The sequence below is a fragment of the Methylorubrum podarium genome (assembly GCF_040270385.1).
In the GTDB taxonomy this organism is placed as follows: domain Bacteria; phylum Pseudomonadota; class Alphaproteobacteria; order Rhizobiales; family Beijerinckiaceae; genus Methylobacterium; species Methylobacterium podarium.
Genome location: NZ_JBELQE010000030.1, coordinates 104,615 through 123,235, shown reverse-complemented (window position 1 = coordinate 123,235; position 18,621 = coordinate 104,615). Strand labels below are relative to the sequence as shown.

General features: G+C 70.3%; 23 protein-coding genes. 12 read left to right on the top strand and 11 right to left on the bottom strand.

Annotation, left to right across the window (positions count from 1 at the left end):
* Positions 1-91 precede the first annotated feature (91 nt).
* Positions 92-334 carry a hypothetical protein gene (locus ABS772_RS04695; protein WP_238256943.1) on the top strand — a complete coding sequence of 81 codons (243 nt, stop codon included), beginning with the start codon at positions 92-94 and terminating at the stop codon, positions 332-334.
* Between the two features lie 12 nt (positions 335-346).
* Here the strand turns inward: ABS772_RS04695 and ABS772_RS04690 are convergent, their stop codons facing one another.
* The 3 genes from ABS772_RS04690 to ABS772_RS04680 form a co-directional block, all read right to left on the bottom strand.
* A complete protein-coding gene (locus tag ABS772_RS04690) occupies positions 347-910 on the bottom strand; it encodes a TetR/AcrR family transcriptional regulator (protein WP_350392526.1) in 564 nt (187 codons plus the stop codon).
* Between the two features lie 3 nt (positions 911-913).
* Positions 914-1,378 (bottom strand): nuclear transport factor 2 family protein, encoded by a 465-nt coding sequence (locus ABS772_RS04685; protein WP_238256945.1) that lies wholly within the window; start codon positions 1,376-1,378, stop codon positions 914-916.
* 119 nt (positions 1,379-1,497) lie between these two features.
* Entirely contained in the window at positions 1,498-2,355 is an 858-nt protein-coding gene (locus ABS772_RS04680) for a S49 family peptidase (RefSeq protein WP_350392524.1), read from the bottom strand.
* A gap of 263 nt (positions 2,356-2,618) precedes the next feature.
* Between ABS772_RS04680 and ABS772_RS04675 the strand changes: the two genes are divergently transcribed.
* Positions 2,619-3,011 (top strand): hypothetical protein, encoded by a 393-nt coding sequence (locus ABS772_RS04675; RefSeq protein ID WP_350392523.1) that lies wholly within the window; start codon positions 2,619-2,621, stop codon positions 3,009-3,011.
* Between the two features lie 55 nt (positions 3,012-3,066).
* Here ABS772_RS04675 and ABS772_RS04670 read toward each other — a convergent pair whose 3' ends face one another.
* Both ABS772_RS04670 and ABS772_RS04665 read right to left on the bottom strand, forming a co-directional pair.
* Entirely contained in the window at positions 3,067-3,819 is a 753-nt protein-coding gene (locus ABS772_RS04670; RefSeq protein ID WP_350392521.1) for a tRNA1(Val) (adenine(37)-N6)-methyltransferase, read from the bottom strand.
* Entirely contained in the window at positions 3,809-4,036 is a 228-nt protein-coding gene (locus ABS772_RS04665) for a putative signal transducing protein (RefSeq protein ID WP_238257046.1), read from the bottom strand. Before ABS772_RS04665 ends, ABS772_RS04670 begins: the two co-directional genes overlap by 11 nt.
* A 190-nt stretch (positions 4,037-4,226) precedes the next feature.
* Here ABS772_RS04665 and ABS772_RS04660 point away from each other — a divergent pair, with 190 nt between their 5' ends.
* On the top strand, positions 4,227-5,261 hold the full coding sequence (locus tag ABS772_RS04660; RefSeq protein ID WP_350392518.1) for a polyprenyl synthetase family protein: 1,035 nt from the start codon (positions 4,227-4,229) through the stop codon (positions 5,259-5,261).
* A 21-nt stretch (positions 5,262-5,282) separates the two neighbouring features.
* On the opposite strand, the gene ABS772_RS04655 is transcribed toward ABS772_RS04660, so the two are convergent.
* On the bottom strand, positions 5,283-6,158 hold the full coding sequence (locus ABS772_RS04655; RefSeq protein ID WP_350392517.1) for a 4-(cytidine 5'-diphospho)-2-C-methyl-D-erythritol kinase: 876 nt from the start codon (positions 6,156-6,158) through the stop codon (positions 5,283-5,285).
* A gap of 150 nt (positions 6,159-6,308) precedes the next feature.
* On the opposite strand from ABS772_RS04655, the gene ABS772_RS04650 reads away from it, so the two are divergent.
* Positions 6,309-6,653, top strand: a complete 345-nt coding sequence (locus ABS772_RS04650; protein ID WP_350392515.1) for a nucleotidyltransferase domain-containing protein — start codon at positions 6,309-6,311, stop codon at positions 6,651-6,653.
* Entirely contained in the window at positions 6,637-7,074 is a 438-nt protein-coding gene (locus tag ABS772_RS04645) for a hypothetical protein (protein WP_350392514.1), read from the top strand. The genes ABS772_RS04650 and ABS772_RS04645 overlap by 17 nt, the downstream gene beginning before the upstream one ends.
* Before the next feature lie 13 nt (positions 7,075-7,087).
* Here the strand turns inward: ABS772_RS04645 and ABS772_RS04640 are convergent, their stop codons facing one another.
* From ABS772_RS04640 to ABS772_RS04630, 3 genes are all read right to left on the bottom strand, one after another.
* Positions 7,088-8,983 (bottom strand): tetratricopeptide repeat protein, encoded by a 1,896-nt coding sequence (locus ABS772_RS04640; RefSeq protein ID WP_350392553.1) that lies wholly within the window; start codon positions 8,981-8,983, stop codon positions 7,088-7,090.
* A gap of 144 nt (positions 8,984-9,127) precedes the next feature.
* On the bottom strand, positions 9,128-9,424 hold the full coding sequence (locus tag ABS772_RS04635) for a hypothetical protein (RefSeq protein ID WP_350392551.1): 297 nt from the start codon (positions 9,422-9,424) through the stop codon (positions 9,128-9,130).
* Between the two features lie 84 nt (positions 9,425-9,508).
* Positions 9,509-9,721 (bottom strand): hypothetical protein, encoded by a 213-nt coding sequence (locus ABS772_RS04630; protein ID WP_350392512.1) that lies wholly within the window; start codon positions 9,719-9,721, stop codon positions 9,509-9,511.
* A 353-nt stretch (positions 9,722-10,074) separates the two neighbouring features.
* Here ABS772_RS04630 and ABS772_RS04625 point away from each other — a divergent pair, with 353 nt between their 5' ends.
* The gene (locus tag ABS772_RS04625) at positions 10,075-10,317 is read left to right on the top strand and encodes a hypothetical protein (protein WP_238257041.1); all 243 of its coding nucleotides are present in this window, start codon (positions 10,075-10,077) and stop codon (positions 10,315-10,317) included.
* A gap of 153 nt (positions 10,318-10,470) precedes the next feature.
* Positions 10,471-10,794: a hypothetical protein gene (locus ABS772_RS04620; protein ID WP_350392510.1), complete on the top strand. Its 324-nt coding sequence runs from the start codon at positions 10,471-10,473 to the stop codon at positions 10,792-10,794.
* Positions 10,795-10,841: 47 nt separating this feature from the next.
* On the opposite strand, the gene ABS772_RS04615 is transcribed toward ABS772_RS04620, so the two are convergent.
* Positions 10,842-12,176: an LLM class flavin-dependent oxidoreductase gene (locus ABS772_RS04615; protein ID WP_350392508.1), complete on the bottom strand. Its 1,335-nt coding sequence runs from the start codon at positions 12,174-12,176 to the stop codon at positions 10,842-10,844.
* A 155-nt stretch (positions 12,177-12,331) separates the two neighbouring features.
* On the opposite strand from ABS772_RS04615, the gene ABS772_RS04610 reads away from it, so the two are divergent.
* The 4 genes from ABS772_RS04610 (at position 12,332) to ABS772_RS04595 (ending at position 15,994) form a co-directional block, all read left to right on the top strand.
* Positions 12,332-13,300: an SPFH domain-containing protein gene (locus tag ABS772_RS04610; protein WP_350392506.1), complete on the top strand. Its 969-nt coding sequence runs from the start codon at positions 12,332-12,334 to the stop codon at positions 13,298-13,300.
* A gap of 210 nt (positions 13,301-13,510) precedes the next feature.
* On the top strand, positions 13,511-15,184 hold the full coding sequence (locus ABS772_RS04605) for a cyclic peptide export ABC transporter (protein ID WP_350392549.1): 1,674 nt from the start codon (positions 13,511-13,513) through the stop codon (positions 15,182-15,184).
* Between the two features lie 136 nt (positions 15,185-15,320).
* Complete coding sequence (locus tag ABS772_RS04600) at positions 15,321-15,596, top strand: type II toxin-antitoxin system Phd/YefM family antitoxin (RefSeq protein WP_350392504.1); 276 nt, start codon at positions 15,321-15,323, stop codon at positions 15,594-15,596.
* Positions 15,593-15,994, top strand: a complete 402-nt coding sequence (locus ABS772_RS04595; RefSeq protein ID WP_350392502.1) for a type II toxin-antitoxin system VapC family toxin — start codon at positions 15,593-15,595, stop codon at positions 15,992-15,994. The genes ABS772_RS04600 and ABS772_RS04595 overlap by 4 nt, the downstream gene beginning before the upstream one ends.
* Positions 15,995-16,003: 9 nt before the next feature.
* Here ABS772_RS04595 and parE read toward each other — a convergent pair whose 3' ends face one another.
* Entirely contained in the window at positions 16,004-18,061 is a 2,058-nt protein-coding gene (gene parE / locus ABS772_RS04590; RefSeq protein WP_350392500.1) for a DNA topoisomerase IV subunit B, read from the bottom strand.
* A gap of 355 nt (positions 18,062-18,416) precedes the next feature.
* Between parE and ABS772_RS04585 the strand changes: the two genes are divergently transcribed.
* Entirely contained in the window at positions 18,417-18,608 is a 192-nt protein-coding gene (locus ABS772_RS04585) for a hypothetical protein (RefSeq protein WP_350392498.1), read from the top strand.
* Positions 18,609-18,621: the final 13 nt, after the last annotated feature.

The window sequence follows — 18,621 nt, the reverse complement described above, 5'->3', positions numbered from 1 at the left end:
GGAACGGCAAAGCTTTCAGCCAAGTTAATGCGGCAAAGGAACAGCCTCGCTTCGCTCCTCCGGGCGAGCGGATACCAGTCTGAGACAGATCATGCGCAAGGGATTGACTGTTTTCGCCGCGCTCGTCGCGGCCGCTCTCGCCACCACGTCGCTGATGATGGGCGCGTCGAACGCGCTCGCCACGCCCGACGGCACCGCGACGGTCGAGAAGACGGTGGCGGTCACGCCCGTCGAGGTCGCCCCGGTCGCCGCCATGCCGGCGGCCGAGACCTGCGCCCGCAAGGTCCGGGTCGTCTATTCCGGCTACGGCGCCCCGGCCGGCTGCGCGCGCTGAGACAAACCGCTCTCACGGGCGGGCGAGGCACCGCTCCCGCAACCCGGTGACGATCCGCTCGAACACTTCCGTCCGGTCGAGGGCGCGGGCCAGCACCACCGCGCCCTGGATGCCGCCCACGGCCTCCTCGGCGAGGGCGCCGGCCGTCTCGGGCGCGTGTCCCGCGCGGGCGAGCGCCCCGGCGAGGTCCTCGACCCAGTGGGCGAAATAGTCCCGGAGCCGGCCCGCGAAACGGTCGCGGGCATCGCTCAGGCTCAGGGCCCCGACGAGGCAGACGCGGCGGCCGGAGCGGAAGTAGTCGGCGACCGTCGCGAACATCGCCGCCACGGCCGCCGCCGGGTCATCCGCCTCCCGCAGGGGGCGGAACACGTTGGTTTCGAACCAGCCGTCGATCTCCGCCAGCACGGTGTCCGCCATCTCCGCCTTCCCGCCGGGGAAGAAGTGATAGAGGCTGCCCTTGCCGAGCCCCGTCGCCGTCGAGATCAGCGACAGGCTCGCACCCTCGTAGCCGTGCTCGCGGAACACCTCCGCGAGCAGCGGCAACACGTCGGACCGCTCGGCGACGGTGCGGGCCACGCGCTACAGCCCCAGATCGCTCAGGGAGGGGTGGTCGTCCGGCCGGCGGCCGAGGGGCCAGTGATACTTCCGGTCGGCCTCGGCGATCGGCAGGTCGTTGATGGAGGCGATCCGGCGGCGCATCAGCCCCGCCTCGTCGAACTCCCAGTTCTCGTTGCCGTAGGAGCGGAACCACTGCCCGCTGTCGTCGCGCCACTCGTAGGCGAAGCGCACGGCGATGCGGTTGCCCTGATGCGCCCAGACCTCCTTGATCAGCCGATACTCCAGCTCACGCGCCCACTTGCGCCGCAGGAAGGCGGCGATCTCCTCGCGCCCGCGAACGAACTCGGCCCGGTTCCGCCAGACGCTGTCCGGCGTGTAGGCCAGCGCGACCCGCTCGGGATCGCGGCTGTTCCAGGCATCCTCCGCCATGCGCGCCTTCTGCGCGGCGGTCTCATCGGTGAAGGGCGGAAGCGGGGGACGGGACATGGCAGACCTTTCTGTACCGATCGGTTCGGACAAGACCGATCGGTACAGTATGTCGGGCTTATCGGCAAGCCGGTGATGGAACGGACGCCGCCGATGCGGGGGCCGGAACCGGACCTCGCCTACAATCCCAGCCGTGCCCAGGCGGCGCGCTCCTCCACCGCCGCGATCAGCGCGTCGGGCAGTTCGGCCGTCTGGCCCGGCCCGGCGCGGCGCAGCAGGCGGGCGAGCCAGGAGCCACGAGTTTCGGCCACGAGGCGCAGGTCGACCGTCTCGCCGTAGCGGGCGCGCAGCGTGCCGCGCAGGTCGCCCAGCGCATCGACGAGGCCGAGCTCGAGCGCTTGCCGCCCGGTCCAGACCGCGCCGGTGAACAGGTCGCGGCTCGCGTCGAGCTTGGGCCGGCGCTCGCGCACGAGGCCGGTGAACAGGGCCTGCACGTCGGCCTGGATCTCCTTCAGCCGGGCGATGTCCTGCGGGTTCTCCGGGCGGAACGGGTCGAGCATCGCCTTGGCCTCGCCCTGGGTGTGGACGCGGCGCTCGACGCCGATGCGCTCGATCAGCCGGTCGAAGCCGAAACCGGCGGAGACCACCCCGATGGAGCCGACGAGGGAGGCGGGGTCGGCGACGATCTCGTCGGCGGCGCAGGCGATCATGTAGCCGCCCGAGGCCGCGGCATCCTCGACAAAGGCGAAGACCTTGAGATCCTTCTCCGCCGCCAGCGCCCGGATGCGCCGGTAGATCAGGTGCGACTGCACCGGCGAGCCGCCGGGGGAGTTGACGACGAGCGCCACCGCCGAGAGGCCCGGCATGGTGAAGGCGCGCTCCAGGCTCGGTGCGACGGTGCCGATGGAGAGGCCCGGCCGGATCGGCGAGACGGCGCCGATCGCCCCGCTCAGGCGCACCACGGCGACCCGTGGGGGGGTCTTGCGGAAGCGGCGGGGCAGGAGAAAACGCAACCAGGTCGGGACGTTCAGCGGCATGGCGGCTTCTTTTCGAGGTCGCACGGGACGCCGCCTCCCGGCGGGGAGGGGCGCACCTCCGTTAGCAGGAGGTCGCCGGCCGATCCATCGCGGCCGGCCTCGCTCGCGGATTCGATCACGAGGCCGCGCGCGACCGAACCGAGCCGAGCGGTGAAGCGTTGCCTTGAGCCGTGAGCGGGATCTGCGCCCGCGCATGACGGGGCCGTGGACCGTCCGCGCGGCCCACGAGAGGAGATGGACGGAACGGAAGGAAGTCCTGTCCGATGCGTGTCCTACGTTTGGTCATCCTGGCATTCGGGATGCTCGGCGGTCTCGCCGGCCTGGCGGCCACCGCGAACGCCGCCCCGATCCCGGTGGCTCCAGCCACCGCCCAAGCGGGGGAGTCGCCCCTGCTCAACCACGTTCACTGGTACGGCCGACGCCACTATCGCCGCGTCCACTGGCGTCCGCGTTACCATTATCGTCACGCGTATTGGCGCCCGCGCCATTACTACCGCCGGGCCTATTGGGGGCCGCGCTACCATTATCGCCGCGTCCACTGGCGCCCGCGCCCCTACTACCGGCACGCCTACTGGGGGCCGCGGCCCTTCTACCGCCGGCCCTACTGGCGCGCGCACTACTACCACCGGCCCCGGTTCTACCGTCCCTGGTACTGAGCTGCGGCGCCGAGCCTTCCGCGGATCGAGGGGTGCCCGAGCGGGCACCCCTTTTTCATGGAGGCGGCCACGGGGTGCCCCGATGCAGCGCCTCAGCCTCCGGGGTGAAGCGCCCGGTCTCCTCCTGAAGCACCAGGGGCGGCAGCAGGCGGAACGGCGCGCGGCTACCCTTCACGGCGGCGATCAGCACGCGGATCGCCGGCCGCCCGGCACGTCCGTAGACGGGGCGGACGGCGCAGTCGCCGAAGCGCCCGCGCAGGGCATCGAGGCAAGCGGGCAGGGCATCGGCCCGGTGGATCAGACCGAGCCGTCCACCGGGGCGGAGCAAGTCGGCGCAGGTTCGCAGCCACAGGTCGAGCCCGCCGGGTGCGAAGGTGTGCGCCGCGGCCTTTCCGGGGTCGGGGGAGGGGCGGTGCGCCCCCTCCTCGAAGAAGGGCGGATTGGTCAGCACCAAGTCGGCGCTGTCCGGCACCAGGCCCGCGTCCCGGCGCTGCGCCCCCGGCGCCAGGATATCCGCCTCGATCACCGCGACGCGGTCGTCGAGCCCGTTCGCCGAAGCATTCTCCCGGGCGAGGGCGACGAGGTCGGGGTCGCGCTCGACCAGCACCACCCGGTCCACCTCCGACAACCGCGTCGCCGCGAGCCCCACCGCGCCGGCCGCCGCGCCGAGATCGTAGAGCATGGAGCCCGGCTCGGGGACGAGAAGGCGGGCGAGCAGCACCGCGTCGGTGCCGGCGCGGTGGGCGCCGCGGGGCGGCTGGCGCAGCCTCAGGCTTCCGCCGAGGAAGGCATCCGGCTCAGTGCTCATCACGCAGTTCGGCGGACAGGCCGGCATCGGTGAGGATGCGGCGGGCCTGCCGCGCGTGGTCGTCCGGCACGAGCAGGCGCCGGCCGAACATGCCGATCGATCCTTCGAGCGCGCTCATGTGCTCGTCGGCGACGAAGAGCGGAATGCCCGCCTCCTCCAGAAGCGAGCGCGCGAAGCCGATCAGGACGATGTCGTTGCTGCGGATCAGTTCTTTCACGGCATCATCACCCTTCGGCCGCTCCCGCAGGTCGGGCGGGCGGCATCCCGGCTCGTAACATTGTCCACGCCCGCGCGCAGCCATGCGGCACGGCCGCGTGTTGCAGTGCCGACGGCCCCGTGCGACAGGGGCAGCCGCGGGGCAGGGGTTCCGGCAGGGGGCCGGTCGAGAGTTTCCGGAGGCATCGCGCTTGGGCGTCGTCGTTACCCTCGATGAAGGCCGCTCCGATCCGGAGGCCAGCCTCACCGATCTCGTCCGCCTCGTCGCGGCCGGGATGGAGCGGGTGAACGCGACCATCCTGTCGCGCACGGGCTCCGACGTGGCGATGATCCCCGAGGTCGCCAACCACCTGATCGCCTCCGGCGGCAAGCGCCTGCGCCCGATCCTGACGCTCGCCTGCGCCGACCTGTGCGGCTACGGCGCCGGGAACCGCGAGGCGGATGGCGCCGTGAAGCTCGCCGCCGCGGTCGAGTTCATGCACACCGCGACCCTCCTCCACGACGACGTGGTGGACGAGAGCGACATGCGCCGCGGCCGCGTCGCCGCCCGGATCAAGTGGGGCAACGAGGCGAGCGTCCTCGTCGGCGACTTCCTGCTCGGCCAAGCCTTCCGCATGATGGTCGAAGTGGGTTCGCTCCGCGCCCTCGACATCCTGTCCGCGGCGGCCACGGTGATCGCCGAGGGCGAGGTGATGCAGCTCACCGCCGCCAAGAACATCGAGACGAGCGAGGACGAGTACCTCGCCGTGATCCGCGGCAAGACCGCCGAGCTGTTCGCGGCGGCCTGCGAGGTCGGCCCCGTGCTCGCCGGGCGATCGGAGGCGGAACAGGCGGCCTGCCGCGCCTACGGGATGAATCTCGGCATCGCCTTCCAGCTCATCGACGACGTGCTCGATTACGGCGGCACCAGCGCAGCCTTGGGCAAGAACGTCGGCGACGACTTCCGCGAGGGCAAGATCACGCTGCCGATCGTGCTGGCGCTGCGCCGCGGATCGGACGAGGAGCGCGCCTTCTGGCGCCGCACCCTGGAGCGGGAAGAGCTGGCGGAGGGCGATCTACAGCAGGCGCTGACGATCCTGCACCGCCACCGCGCCCTCGACGACACGATCGAGCGCGCCCGGCACTACGGCGACCAGGCCCGCGCGGCTCTGGACTCTTTTCCGAACGGGCCGATGAAGGTCGCCCTGCTGCAGGTGGTCGATTTCTGCATCGCCCGGGCGCACTGACGCGCCCGTCCCGCGGCCGCATCAGGCAAGCCGCGTCGGCTCGACCCACCAGCCCGGCTGCGCCGCGCGGACCGCACCGGCCGCGCCCTGGGCCGCCGCGTTGTCGGAGAAGATCGCGAACACGGTCGCGCCCGAGCCCGACATCCGCGCGAGCCGGCATCCCGCCTGCTCCCGCAGGAGCGCCAGCGCCTCGCCGATCACGGGGGCGACGGTGAGGGCCGGGGCCTCGAGATCGTTGCGCGCGGGGGCGATCGCGGCGAGGACGGCCGCCGCGTCGAGACCGCTGCCGATCACCGGATGCGCGGCCCCGTCGAGCCGCTGGCCGACCGCGAGGCCGAGGGCCTTGAAGACTGGCGCCGTCGCGACCGGCACGCCGGGATTGACCAGCACCGCCGGCAGGCGCGCGAGGTCGAGGACGGGCCCGATCTCCTCGCCCGCGCCGCGCATCATCCGCGCCCGCGGATCGAGGCAGACCGGGACGTCGGCGCCGGTGGCCCGCGCCGCCGCGATCACCGCCGGATGGTCGAGCGGGAGCCCGTTCAGGTCGGCGATCAGCCGAAGGGCGGCGGCGGCATCCGACGAGCCGCCGCCGATCCCCGCCGCGACGGGCAATCGCTTGTGCAGGTGGAAGGCCCCCAGTCTCAGACCGTCCGCGCCCGCAGCGAGGTGGCGGGCCGCGCGCAGGACGAGGTTGTCGTCGAGCGGCCCGGCCGGACCGGCGGTCGGCCCCGAGACGGCGAGCGAGAGATCCGGACCCGGCGCCAGTTCCAGCGTGTCGGCGACCTCCGCGAAGGCGACGAGGCTTTCCAGCGCGTGATAGCCGTCCCCCGGCCGGCGGCCGAGGACGTGCAGGGTCAGGTTGATCTTGGCCGGAGCGCGGGTGGTGAGGACGGACAACAACAGCTCTCGGCCGGAGGGTCAGGGAACGCGCCCTGCCATAGGGGCCCGGTTCGAAACCGGCAAGGCGGTGAAGCGTCGGGTGCCGTCCATCGATCGAGAGCGAGTCCCCTTTATCTGGACCGTCCGGTGCAGCTACCTTCGGCCGCGATGACGACGGACTCCACATCGACGGCGATCGACAGCGACTTGGCCCGGCTTCTGGCCGCCATCCGGAGGCACCTCTCGCCGCGCGCCGTCTGGCTTTTCGGAAGCCGTGCCCGCGGCGATCATCATTCGGACAGTGATTGGGATCTGATCGTCGCTCTTCCCGACGATGTGGCCGAGAGCGCCCTCGATCCGATCGTCGGCTGGTCGATCCGGCAGGAGGCCGGCGTTCCCGCGACCATCCTGACAGCCCGCGAAGGAGAGTTGGCGGAGAGCTGGAATTGCCCGAACACGCTCGGCTACGCCCTGGCACGAGAAGGGCGCAGGATCGATGTCCAAGGAGCGTAAGATCGCGACCTGCCTGGAACTGGCGCAGGGCTGCGCGTCCGACGCCCGCCTGCTCATAGGGGCGGCTTCACGCAACGCCGCCTATCTCGCGTCGCAGGCAGCCGAGCACGTCGTCACCGCCATCGCGACATCCGAGGATCTCCATATCGAGCGCAAGGACGCTCACCAGCTCGATACGATCATCCGACGGATTCCGACGCAGCACCCCGATCACGCCGCGCTGTCGTCGATCAGCTTTCTGGAAGCCTATTCCACCAGCTATCGCTACGGCACGCCGACCGGCCGCGTCCCGATCTCACCACCGACGGACCGCGTCGCGGCAGCGCTCGATGAAATCGAGAGGCTCATTGCCGAGCTACGTCGACATTTCGATGTCGAGGCGAGCGGCGGGATCGCGCGCAACGTCGCCCCCCGCCGCTGATTATCGCGTTCGCTTACTTCCCCGGCTTCTTGTCCGCTGCGCCCGGCGGCTCGTTCGGCGCCGGCGCGCCCTTCGGCAGTTCCGGATTCTCCGGGTTGTGCGGCGCCGCCACCGGGGCGGGCACGGCTTGGGCCGGATCCTGCGTCGGCGGGTTCTCGGCGGTGGCCGTCGGCTTGTCCGGCTCGGGCAAGCCGTCCTTGAGCTTGGCGTTGATCTTCACGAGATCGTCGGGCTCGGGGTTCAGATCCTTGGCGTGCTGCCACTGGAACTTGCCCTCCAGCCGCCGGCCGGTGCGCCAGTAGGCGTCGCCGAGGTGGTCGTTGATGGTGGGATCGCCCGGCTTCAGCTCGACCGCCTTCTCCAGCTCGCGCACCGCGTCGTCCCAGCGGCCGAGGCGAAAGTAGGCCCAGCCGAGACTGTCGATGATCATGCCGTCGCGGGGCGAGAGATCGACGGCCTGCTTCAGCATGGTGAAGCTCTCGTCGATGTTCATGTTCCGGTCGACCCAGGAATAAGCGAGGTAGTTGAGCACCTGCGCCTTGGCGTTCGGCTGGGTCGGCGGCACGAGGGCGAGCGCCTTCTTGAGGTCGGCCTCTGCCTTCTGCCACTCGCTGGCCCGCTCGTACGCGGTGCCGCGGAAGTAGAACAGAGTCCAGTTGTTGGCTTCCTTGCCTGGCTGGATCAGGTTGATCGCGCGGGTATAGGTCTCGGTCGCCTCGGTGAACTTCTTGCGCGAGCGCTGCACGTTGCCGAGCGCCGAGATGACGTCGATGTTGTCGGGATGCGCCTTGAGCACGGTGTCGAGGTGCTGCAGCGCCTCGTCGCCCCGGCCCATCTGCTCGAGATTGAGGCCGATCTGGATGTCGGCGTTGAGCTTGAGCGGCGAGGAGGCCGGGATCTGCGCGTAGGCCTCGTTCGAGCGCTCGGTCTGCTTCATGCGGTCGAGCGTGTCGGCGAGCGTCAGCCGGGCCACAGCGTGCTCGGGGGCGAGGTAGAGGGCGAGCCGCAGGTAGACCACCGCCGGCAGCTCGTCGCCCTGGGTCGAGCCCGCGGAGCCGAGCCCGTAGAGCACCTCCGCCGCACCCTCCTGGGCGGACGAGATCAGCGGAGCCAGCGGCTTGCCGGCCTTGAGCTTGTCGAGGGCATCCACCACGAGGGGATGGCGCGGCATCACCTTTTCGAACTCGCTGTAGGCGTCGATGGCGAGATCGGTGCGGCCGATCCCGGCCTCGAAGCGGGCGTAGCCGTCGACGATGCGCAGGGTGTTGTGGTCGGCGTCGTAGGCCGCCTTCAGCTTGCGCTCGGCCTCGGCCCGGTCGCCGATGACCGAGGCGATCAGCCCGGCATGGTAGTCGCGGAAGACGTTGAAGTAGCGCTCGCCGCGCAGGCGGTTGAGCGTCTCGTAGGCGCGCTTGCCGTCGCCGGCGCCGGCATAGGCCCAGGCGGTCAGCAGGGTGCCGGTAAGGTCGGCGGCCGCACCCCGGCCGCTGCGGCCGAAGCTCTGGCGGGCGGGGCCGTACTGGCCGGCCTTGAGCTGGCGCACGCCGAGGGCGAGCTGGGCGAGGCCGTTCGAGCTTTCGCGGGTGGCGAGGCGCTCGGCGGCGCGGAAGGCGTCGGTCATGGCGCCGTCGGCCAGCAGCGAGACGAAGGCGCGCTCCAGGAGCTCGGCGTTGCGGGGATCGCCCTTCACCGCCTCGCGGTAGAAGCTCGCGGCGGCGGCGGTGTCCTTCGAGGCGCCGGCGATGTAGGCCGAGAGGAAGTTGCCTTCGAGGGATTCCGCGGGCTCGTACTCCGAGATCGGCGAGGATTCCCGCGGCTGCATGGCCGCGGCCGGCAGGATGCCGAGAGAGGTCGAAGCGAGCAGCAGGGCGAGCGCGGTGGCGCTCCGGCGGGTGGCGTATCCGAACATGGGCACCAGTCACGGCTCCTTCGCGGGACCGGCGGACGGAGCTTGCTCCGGCCGGCTCCGGTTTGGCGGGGGACACTGAACTCTTCCCGCCATGACCGCAAGGCGAAAGGATGGCGCGGGGGAGGGCCCCGTCCGGGCTCCGGTTCAGGCGCCGTCGCCGATCTCGGCGCGGGCATCCTCCACGAGCTGGGCCAGCCCGGCATCGACCTCCGCCCCGAGGAGCGCCCGCTCGGCCGCGGACAGATCCTTGGCCCAGGCGCCGCTGCCGAAACCCTCCTGACAGCGCGCCCGCTCGGCCTCGATGTAGGCTTCCGTCGCCTCGGGGCGGTCCCGCATCGCCTGCACGAAACCGAACCACGCCGCGCGCTCGACCACGGCGAGGCGGGCCCGCAGCCGCACTTCTACGGCCCGGGCGGGATCGATCGTCTCACCCTCTGACATCGCTGGCTCTGACATGGCTGGCTCCCGAAGCATCGTCCCGAAAGGTCACCCCCTCTCGCAACACGACGACGCCATAGACCAAAGCTAGCGCTCCTTGCGCTGCTCGCAGCGGGTCTTCACGTAGGTGTTGGCGTCCCCGCCGTGGCCGGCGCTCGCGGCGAGCACCGGACCCTGGATCAGGCATTCCTGAAGCGTGTGGGCCGGCCCGATGATGACGTCGAGGGCGGTCTCGCGGGAGCAGTCCGGCGTCTGGACGGTGGAGGCGCAGACGAGCGCGACGACGAGGATGGGATTCATGGGGCCGGCCTCCCTGCCGGAGATGATCGTTCTTGGATCGGAACGTGTCGGCGCTCCGGCGGCCCGTTGTGACCGGCGGGGGAGCGTAGATCGGGCGCCCCACCGGCTGAAACCGACAAACCGCGCGAAAGGCTGCGCTGAGCCGATGCGTCACAGCAGCCCGGTCCGGCGATGACGGCGGCGCGAACCGCCTTCGGCCGGACCCGAGGCGAGAGGACCGGCGCGCGCCAAACCTCTGAACGACCGAAGGATTTTGGTGACGGGAGGGCGCTGCCCCAAAAAAGTCGCAAGAGGGTCCTGTGTTCCCGCGGATGTGACAAGGTCGTGACCGGCGTTTTGACAGGGAGGCGGCAATGTCTTTCGATATCGTTCTGACCCAATCCGCGCAGGAAATCGCCGAGAGAAGCGGGGTTCTTCCAGTTCTCGAAGAGCGCGCGCGCGATGAAATCGCTGAACTTCCCGGCGAAGGCCTCGAAGAACTCGAGCGCCGTCTGTTCCATGCCTTCGCGCTCGATGACGGCACCGAGGTGATCTGCTCGCTGACCGCCGACGGCGCCGTGCGGGTCGATGCCTGCGAGGCGGACGTCGCCGCCTGACGCTTCTCGCGGAACCGTGAACGGCAGGTCCGGATTGCTCCTCCCGCTTGACGTGCCTCACGAAGCGTCCGCCGCCGGTCACCCTCCCCGGGTGCCCGTGGTGCGGCGAGCGCTTCGCGAGACGTCCGTTCCCGCGTCCGTCGAGGAGGAGACATGGCCCAGGATACCGTCGGCGTCGAAGCCGAATTCACGAGCCTCGAGGCGGCCCGCGCCGCCAAGGACCGCCTCGTGCGGGCAGGGTTTGCGCGCAACAGCATCGATATCGACCGCGAGGACGACACCTTCATCGTCCATCTGCCGACCCAGGAGGCGAACCGGCAGCGGGCCGCGCGGATCCTGAAGGGCCGCACCATGATCGAGAACGCCAAGAGCACCGGCTGGGCCGCGGCCGACACGCTCGGCAGCAACCGCCTGCTCACCCTCGGCATCGCGGCGCTCGCCGGCTTCGCGCTGTTCGGGCTGACGAACCGTCGCTGACCGGGTCGGCGGCCTTCCCGCGGAACCGCACCGGTTCGGCGGGGAGGCTACCGTTCCTCGAAGAAGCGGTTGCCGGGCCGCGCGAGGCCGAGATGGTCGCGCAAGGTCGTGCCCTCGTACTCCGTGCGGAACAGGCCGCGCCGCTGCAGTTCCGGCACCACGCCGGCGCAGACATCGTCGAGCCCCTCCGGCACGAAGGGGAACATCACGTTGAAGCCGTCGCAGGCCTCCCCTTCCAGCCATTCCGCCATCCGGTCGGCGATCTGCTCCGGCGTGCCGACGAAGGTGAGCCCGCCATAGCCGCCGACGCGGCGGGCGAGTTCTCGCACCGTCGCCCCCGTGCGGCGGGCATAATCCACGATCTGGGCCTGTCCGCTCTTGCTGGCATTCGACTCGGGGATCTCGGGGAGCGGCGCGTCGAGGTCGAAGCCGGTGGCGTCCGTGCCGAGGCGGACCGAGAGGTTGGCGAGGCCGCTCTCGACCGGCACCAGCGCGTCGAGCCGCGCCTTCTTCTCCCTGGCCTCCTCCTCGGTGCCCCCGACCACGACGAAGGCGCCGGGCAGGATCTTCAGGGCATCGCGGGGCCGGCCCGCCGCCGCCATCCGGCCCTTCACGTCGGCGTAGAACTTCTGGCCCGCCTCCAGCGAGGAGGCGGAACCGAACACCATCTCGGCGGTCTCGGCCGCGATCTGGCGCCCGGCCTCGGAGGCGCCGGCCTGCACGATCACCGGCCATCCCTGGATCGGGCGCGCGACGTTGAGCGGCCCCTTCACCTTCAGGAATTCGCCCCGGTGGTTCAGGGTGTGGAGCTTCTCCGGATCGAAGAAGAGGCCCTGCTCGACGTCGCGCAGGAACGCATCGTCCGCCCAGGAATCCCACAGGCCGGTGACGACCTCGAAGAACTCGCGGGCCCGGGCGTAGCGGGTGGCGTGGTCGAGATGCGCGTCGCGGCCGAAGTTCAGCGCCTCGTCGGGATTGCCGGAGGTGACGAGGTTCCAGCCGGCCCGGCCCCGCGAGATGTGGTCGAGCGAGGCGAACTTGCGGGCGACGTGGTAGGGCTCGTTGTAGGTGGTGGAGGCGGTGGCGATCAGACCGATCCGCTCCGTCACCATGGCCAGCGCCGGCAGCAGCGTCAGCGGATCGAACGAGGTGACGGTGGCCGAGCGCTTCAGCGCCTCCATCGGCATGTTCATCACCGCCAGGTGGTCGGCCATGAAGAAGGCGTCGAACTTGGCCGCCTCCAGGGTTCGGGCGAAGCGCACGAGGTGGTCGAGGTTGAAGTTCGCGTCCGGAAAGCCGCCGGGATAGCGCCACCACGCCGTGTGGATGCCGATGGGGCGCATGAACGCGCCGAGATGGAGGTGTCTTCGGGGTTCGCTCACGGGTCTCCTCCGGCCGCTTCGAAGCTCGGCTTCCGCCGATAGGGCGCGCTCGCACATGCCGGCATCGCCGATCCGCAGGATGGCGGAGCCGCCCTAGGATTGCACGCGCCTCGTCCTTAAGGTCCGGGCCGACCGAAGCGGCGAGAGGAGCGGGCATGGCCGGAGCGAGCGTGACGCAGGACGTGCCCTATCGCGCCCTGAACGGCTGGCTGGCGCTCGGCCTCGCCATCCCCTGCCTCGCCCTGGCGGCCCTGACCTTCCTCGGCGGCGGCGTGCTGGTGCTCGGCCGCGGCAGCGTCGGACCGGTCTTCCTCCTGGTCTCGGCGGTGGCCTTCGTCGCCGGGATCGTGCTGCTCGCCGGGCTCATCACGCTCAAGCCCCGGCAGGCGGCGGTGCTGACCCTGTTCGGGCGCTATCACGGCACCATCGCCCGCGACGGCTTCTGGTGGCGCAACCCGTTGACCGCGGTGGCCAGGATCTCGCTTGCGACGGAAGCGCAGGAGACCAAGATCATCACGGTCAACGACCTGATGGGCAATCCGATCACCATCGCCGCGGCCGCGATCTGGCGGGTCCAGGACGCGGCGCGCGCCACCTTCGACGTCGGCAGCTACCACGAATTCGTCTCGCTCCAGGCGGAAGCGGCCCTGCGCAACATCGCCTCGACCCGGCCCTACGACCACGAGGAGGCGGAGAATGTCGGCGACGAGGCGGGCGACGCCAAGCGCCGGCTCGCGGAGAAGGCCACCCGCGTCGCCTCGCTGCGGGCCGATCGCGACGCCATCCACGCCGACCTGATCACGGAGCTGGGCCAGCGCGTCGCGGTGGCCGGGGTCGTGGTCGAGGATGTGCGGATCACCCATCTCGCCTACGCGCCGGAGATCGCCGGCGCGATGCTCAAGCGCCAGCAGGCCGGCGCCATCATCGCGGCCCGCCGCCAGATCGTGGAGGGGGCGGTCGCGATCGTGCGCGACACGATCCGCCGCCTGGAGCAGCCGGAGGACGGCCATTCCGGCATCGTCTTCGACGACCAGGGCCGCGCGAGCATGGCGCAGAACATGCTCATCATGATCGTGGGGGATCGGGAGGCGACGCCGGTGGTGAGCGTGGGGACGAAGCCGTAATCCGTCGCCGATCGATCCGGCGCCGGGGGCGGACCGAATCGGCGTGCCGCGCCGGCCGTTCAACTATCGTCGAAGCGCGATTTTGTAAAACGCATGCGCGCGCGGGGTGTGCTGCGCCGGATCGGCATTTCACCTGCGCGAAACCTGTCGTTAATGCAGATGCCCCGGTCGCGGCAGCCAGCGGCGACCTTGCTCGGAGACATCGGCAAGATGGGGCAGGACGGCGTCATCCTTCGTCATTTCGCGCAGGACGCGATCCGGCTGCTGCGGCCGGTCTGGCCGCTGGTGGCCGTCGCGACGGCACTCGGCTCGGCCGGCGGCCTCGCCACCGCGGCGGCGCTGGCCAAGATCAACCTGGCCTTCTACGGCGAGGGCGTCCTCGCCGACGGCGTGCTGCTGGCCTTTGCCGGGTTCGCGGCCCTGAGCGTCGTCGGCACCTTCGCCGCCAGCCTCGGCAATGCCTACGCGGGCGGGCGAATCCAGGCGGCGCTGAGCCGCGACCTGACCGACAAGATCCTGACCGCGCCGATCGAGCGGATCGAGCGCCTCGGCAAGCACAAGCTCCTCGCCTCCCTCCAGGGCGACGTGAACACCATCTTCACGGCGATCGCGTTCCTCTCGCCGGTCGTGGTCGCGGGCGGGACGCTCATCGGCTGCGGCGCCTACATGATCGTGCTGTCACCCGCCCTGTCGGCGGTGACGGCCACCGTCCTGCTCGTCGAGAGCCTCGGCGCGAACGCGCTGCGCCGCAGGATGCTCCGGTACTTCGAGGAGATCCGGAAAAACCGCGAGGCGACCCAGAAGCACTATCTCACCCTGACCGAGGCCGCCAAGGAGCTGCGCATCGGCCGCGAACGCCGGCTTCACCTGCGCGACGTCGCGCTCCAGGCCTGCATCGAGCAGGGGCGCCAGCTGATGACGCGGATCGCCGTCATCCAGCAATCGCTGTCGATGCTGAGCCAATCGACCAACTTCCTGCTGTTCGCCGGCCTCATCGCCTACAAGATCCTGGCCGGCATCGGCGGCGCCGAGCTCTCCGGCTTCGTCCTCGTGCTGCTCTACATCCAGACGCCGATCGCGCAGCTCATCCACTTCGTGCCGATGATCGGGCAGGCCCAGGTGGCCTACCGGCGCATCGCCGAGTTCTCGGAAGAGGGCGCGGAGGCGGAAGCCGGCCTCCTCTCGGCCCCACCGTCGCGGGCCGCCCGCGCCATCCGCGAGATCGTCCTGCGCGGGGTGAGCCACGGCTTCCCGGCGGCGGAGGACAAGGCGCCCTTCACCCTCGGCCCGATCGACCTGACGATCCGGGCCGGCGAGATCCTGTTCATCGTCGGCGAGAACGGCTCGGGCAAGACGACGCTGATCAAGCTGCTGCTCGGCCTCTATCCGCCGCAGGCGGGAGAGATCCTGCTCGACGGCGTGCCGGTGACGGCGCAGACGCGCGACGCCTACCGCCAGCACTTCTCGGCGATCTTTTTCGACTACCATCTGTTCGATGAGCTGATCCCCGCCGCGGGCGCCGGCCCGGAGGCCGCCCGGCCCCTCCTGAAAAAGCTCGATCTCGCCCACAAGGTCGATGTCGGCGAGGGCCGCTTCTCCACCACCGATCTCTCGACCGGCCAGCGCAAGCGCCTCGCCCTGGTGCAGGCCGCCCTCGAAGGACGTCCGGTCCTCGTGCTCGACGAGTGGGCGGCGGAGCAGGACCCGACCTTCCGTCGCCGGTTCTACGAGGAACTCCTGCCGGAGCTGCGCCGCGGCGGCCGGACCCTCGTCGTCATCAGCCACGACGACCGCTACTTCGGCGCCGCCGACCGGGTGCTGCACTTGGCCGAGGGGCGGATCGTGGCGATCACCGAGAAGGCGAGGGCGGCCGAGCCGGTGTGATTTGGCGGCGAGACCGGACGGCGTCGGAGCGGTCCCGCGGTGCCGGTCCTGGCCGAGAGGCGTTCTGGAAGTCTGGCATGCCGGTACGAGATCGGTGTACGCATATCGCGTACACCGACGATCCGGGAGTGGCGCGATGAGCGAATCGAAGCCGGGTGACGCAGCGGAACCGCGGCGGCTCGGGATGCGCGAATTCCGCGGCAACATGGCCGGCTTCCTGCGCGAGGTCCGTGAGGGACGCTCGTTCCTCATCATGTCCCGCGACGAAGTCGTCGCCGAGCTTCGACCGCCCGCCGCCGCGATCCGCTCCGCACGCCAACCGGGAGCGCTGCGCGGTCAGATCCGCATGGCACCCGATTTCGATCTGCTCCCGCCCGACCTGCTCGCGGCGATGGAAGGCGAGGTGGAGTGAGGCTCCTCCTCGACACGCACGCCCTGCTCTGGTGGCTGAGTGACGACCCGCGGCTGGAACAGCAGGCGCGGACATTGATCGCGGATCCGCACAACACCGTGCTGGTCAGCGCCGTCACGCTCTGGGAGATCGTCGTCAAGGTTCGGATCGGGAAGCTCGACGCCGAGATCGATGCCATCGTGAAGACGATCGAGCAGCAGGGCTTCGCGCTGTTGCCGATCACCCCGTCGCACCTTGCGACCTTGGTCGGACTTCCGCGACATGCGGATCACCGCGACCCGTTCGATCATCTGCTGATCGCGCAAGCCATCGGCGAAGGCGCGACGTTCCTCTCCGAGGATCGCAACGCACCCCGCTACCCGGTCACCGCCCGTCCGTGCTCGGACCGGCGACGCTGATCGCAGCGATTAGATATCCAGCTCCGACCCGTCCGCGAACGCCGCCCGCTCCGTAATGAACGCGAACCGCGCCTCGGGCTTGTTGCCCATCAGGCGTTCCACCGTGTCGCCGGTCGATTCCCGCGCCTCGTCGAGGACCGCGACGCGCAGAAGCGTGCGCTTGCGCGGGTCCATCGTCGTCTCCTTCAGCTGCGCCGGCATCATCTCGCCGAGGCCCTTGAAGCGGCCGATCTCGACCCTGCCGTTCTTGAACACGGTCTTGATGATCCGCTCCTTGTCGGCGTCGTCGCGGGCATAGGCCGACTTCGCGCCCTGGCTGATCCGGTAGAGCGGCGGGATCGCGAGGTAGAGATGGCCCTTGTCGATCAGCCGCGGCATCTGCCGGTAGAAGAAGGTGATCAGCAGCGAGGCGATGTGGGCGCCGTCCACGTCCGCGTCGGTCATGATGATGACCTTGTCGTAGCGGAGATCCCCCTCGCGGAAATTGGCGCCGGTGCCGCAGCCGAGCGCCAGGGTCAGGTCCGAGATGAGCTGGTTGGCGCCGAGCTTGTCGCGGCTGGCCGAGGCCACGTTCAGGATCTTTCCCCGCAAGGGGAGCACCGCCTGGGTGGCGCGGTCGCGGGCCTGCTTGGCGGAGCCGCCCGCGGAATCACCCTCGACGATGAAGATCTCCGAGCCCGCCGTGCCGGCGGCCGAGCAGTCGGCGAGCTTGCCCGGCAGGCGCAGCTTGCGCGTGGCGGACTTGCGGGCGACCTCCTTCTCCTGGCGGCGTCGCAGGCGCTCCTCCGCCCGGTCGATCACCCAGTCGAGCAGCTTGTTGGCCTGGGCGGGCGAGGCCGCGAGCCAGTGGTCGAACGCGTCGCGCACCGCCGTCTCGACGATGCGGGATGCCTCCACCGTCGCGAGCTTGTCCTTGGTCTGGCCCTGGAACTCCGGCTCGCGGATGAAGACCGAGAGCATGGAGGCGCAGGTCGCCATCACGTCGTCGGTGGTCACCGCGTTCATGCGCTTGGCTTGGTTCACGCGCTCGGCGTGCTCGCGCAGGCCCCGGAGCAGGGCGACGCGAAGTCCGGATTCGTGGGTGCCGCCCTCCGGCGTCGGGATCGTGTTGCAGTAGGAATGCGAGACGCCGTCGTCGGTCACCGTCCAGGCCACGGCCCATTCGAGCGAGCCGTGCGAGCCGGGCTTCGTCACTTTGCCCGAGAAGAGGGAGTCGAGGACGAGCTCCTTCCCCTCGATGTCGCGGGCGAGGTAGTCGGAGAGGCCGCCGGGGAAGCGGTGCACGGCCTCCGCCGGCACGTCCTCCAGCCCTTCGAGCAGGGCCGGGGCGCAGCGCCAGCGGATCTCGACGCCGCCGAACAGGTAGGCCTTGGAGCGGGCCATCTTGAACAGGCGGCGCGGATCGAACTTGAGCGAGCCGAAGATCTGCGCGTCGGGGTGGAAGCGCACCCGCGTGCCGCGCCGGTTCTGCACCCGGCCGACCGTCTCGAGGCTTCCCTGCGCGTGGCCGCGGGAAAAGGTCTGGCGGTAGAGAGTCTGGTTGCGGGCGACCTCGACCTCCAGCACGTCCGAGAGCGCGTTGACGACGGAGATGCCGACGCCGTGCAGGCCGCCCGAGGTCTCGTAGACCTTCGAGTCGAACTTTCCGCCCGCGTGCAGCGTGGTCATGATGACCTCGAGCGCCGACTTGCCCGGAAATTTCGGGTGCGGATCGACCGGGATGCCGCGGCCGTTGTCGGTGACGACGAGGGCGCCCGTCTCCTCCAACTCCACCTCGATGAAGCTCGCGTGGCCCGCGACCGCCTCGTCCATGGAATTGTCGATCACCTCGGCGAAGAGGTGGTGCAGCGCCCGCTCGTCGGTGCCGCCGATATACATGCCGGGCCGGCGCCGCACCGGCTCCAGCCCCTCCAGCACCTCGATCGTCGAGGCGTCGTAACCCGCTTCCGCCGTCTCCGGCGCGGGCGCCGGCTGCGGTGCCACGGCGGTGAGACGGCGGCGGCGCTCGGCCTCCGCGGCGGGAGGCTTGCTTCCTGGTCCGAACAGGTCGCGTGCCGGATCGCTCACGCGACGGCTCCTCGAATCGGGTCGGAGACGGGCTGCATGGCTCTTCATACCCTCGTTGTAGCGGAACAAACAGGAAACAAAAAGCCTCCCGTCCGCTTCCGCCGGTCGCAGTATCACGGCGACCGGGGTTGTTCGAAGTCCGACCGCTGCGGCGCGGCCGAAGCGCTGTCATCACAGTGATGCGGGCGGATGGTTAAGAGTGCCTCACGAAGCCCGCCAGCGGGTGGCGATCCTGTGGCCGAAACGCGGCAGCGAACCGTCGCGCCGCGGGGGGCGCAGACCGACGCCGGGAACAGAGGATGGTTTCCGGACGTTAACTCACCAAGGTCAGCTTGACCGTAAGGGAGCTACGCCGATGACCCCTGCCGCCGCCCAAGCGCGTCACATCTCCCTCACGCGCCTGGAACAGGCCGCGGGCCAAGCGTTCGGCTACGCCGACGAGGCCGAGCCGGTGGTCTCCCGTTCGGCGATGCTGCTCTCGTCGTCGAGCTTCGCCATCGCCACCGTCGCGACGGCCCTGGCTGCCACCATCACCTATCTCGTCTGAGGCGCCTTTCCCG

Excerpts from the sequence above, each read along its gene's own strand:
- ABS772_RS04695 (WP_238256943.1), top strand. The coding sequence starts at position 92 with ATGCGCAAGGGATTGACTGTTTTCGCCGCGCTCGTCGCGGCCGCTCTC.
- ABS772_RS04680 (WP_350392524.1), bottom strand. The coding sequence starts at position 2,355 with ATGCCGCTGAACGTCCCGACCTGGTTGCGTTTTCTCCTGCCCCGCCGC.
- ABS772_RS04620 (WP_350392510.1), top strand. The coding sequence starts at position 10,471 with ATGGCCCAGGATACCGTCGGCGTCGAAGCCGAATTCACGAGCCTCGAG.
- ABS772_RS04625 (WP_238257041.1), top strand. The coding sequence starts at position 10,075 with ATGTCTTTCGATATCGTTCTGACCCAATCCGCGCAGGAAATCGCCGAG.
- ABS772_RS04610 (WP_350392506.1), top strand. The coding sequence starts at position 12,332 with ATGGCCGGAGCGAGCGTGACGCAGGACGTGCCCTATCGCGCCCTGAAC.
- ABS772_RS04635 (WP_350392551.1), bottom strand. The coding sequence starts at position 9,424 with ATGTCAGAGGGTGAGACGATCGATCCCGCCCGGGCCGTAGAAGTGCGG.
- ABS772_RS04640 (WP_350392553.1), bottom strand. The coding sequence starts at position 8,983 with ATGTTCGGATACGCCACCCGCCGGAGCGCCACCGCGCTCGCCCTGCTG.
- ABS772_RS04600 (WP_350392504.1), top strand. The coding sequence starts at position 15,321 with ATGAGCGAATCGAAGCCGGGTGACGCAGCGGAACCGCGGCGGCTCGGG.
- ABS772_RS04605 (WP_350392549.1), top strand. The coding sequence starts at position 13,511 with ATGGGGCAGGACGGCGTCATCCTTCGTCATTTCGCGCAGGACGCGATC.
- ABS772_RS04675 (WP_350392523.1), top strand. The coding sequence starts at position 2,619 with ATGCGTGTCCTACGTTTGGTCATCCTGGCATTCGGGATGCTCGGCGGT.
- ABS772_RS04645 (WP_350392514.1), top strand. The coding sequence starts at position 6,637 with ATGTCCAAGGAGCGTAAGATCGCGACCTGCCTGGAACTGGCGCAGGGC.
- ABS772_RS04685 (WP_238256945.1), bottom strand. The coding sequence starts at position 1,378 with ATGTCCCGTCCCCCGCTTCCGCCCTTCACCGATGAGACCGCCGCGCAG.
- ABS772_RS04585 (WP_350392498.1), top strand. The coding sequence starts at position 18,417 with ATGACCCCTGCCGCCGCCCAAGCGCGTCACATCTCCCTCACGCGCCTG.
- ABS772_RS04670 (WP_350392521.1), bottom strand. The coding sequence starts at position 3,819 with ATGAGCACTGAGCCGGATGCCTTCCTCGGCGGAAGCCTGAGGCTGCGC.
- ABS772_RS04630 (WP_350392512.1), bottom strand. The coding sequence starts at position 9,721 with ATGAATCCCATCCTCGTCGTCGCGCTCGTCTGCGCCTCCACCGTCCAG.
- ABS772_RS04650 (WP_350392515.1), top strand. The coding sequence starts at position 6,309 with ATGACGACGGACTCCACATCGACGGCGATCGACAGCGACTTGGCCCGG.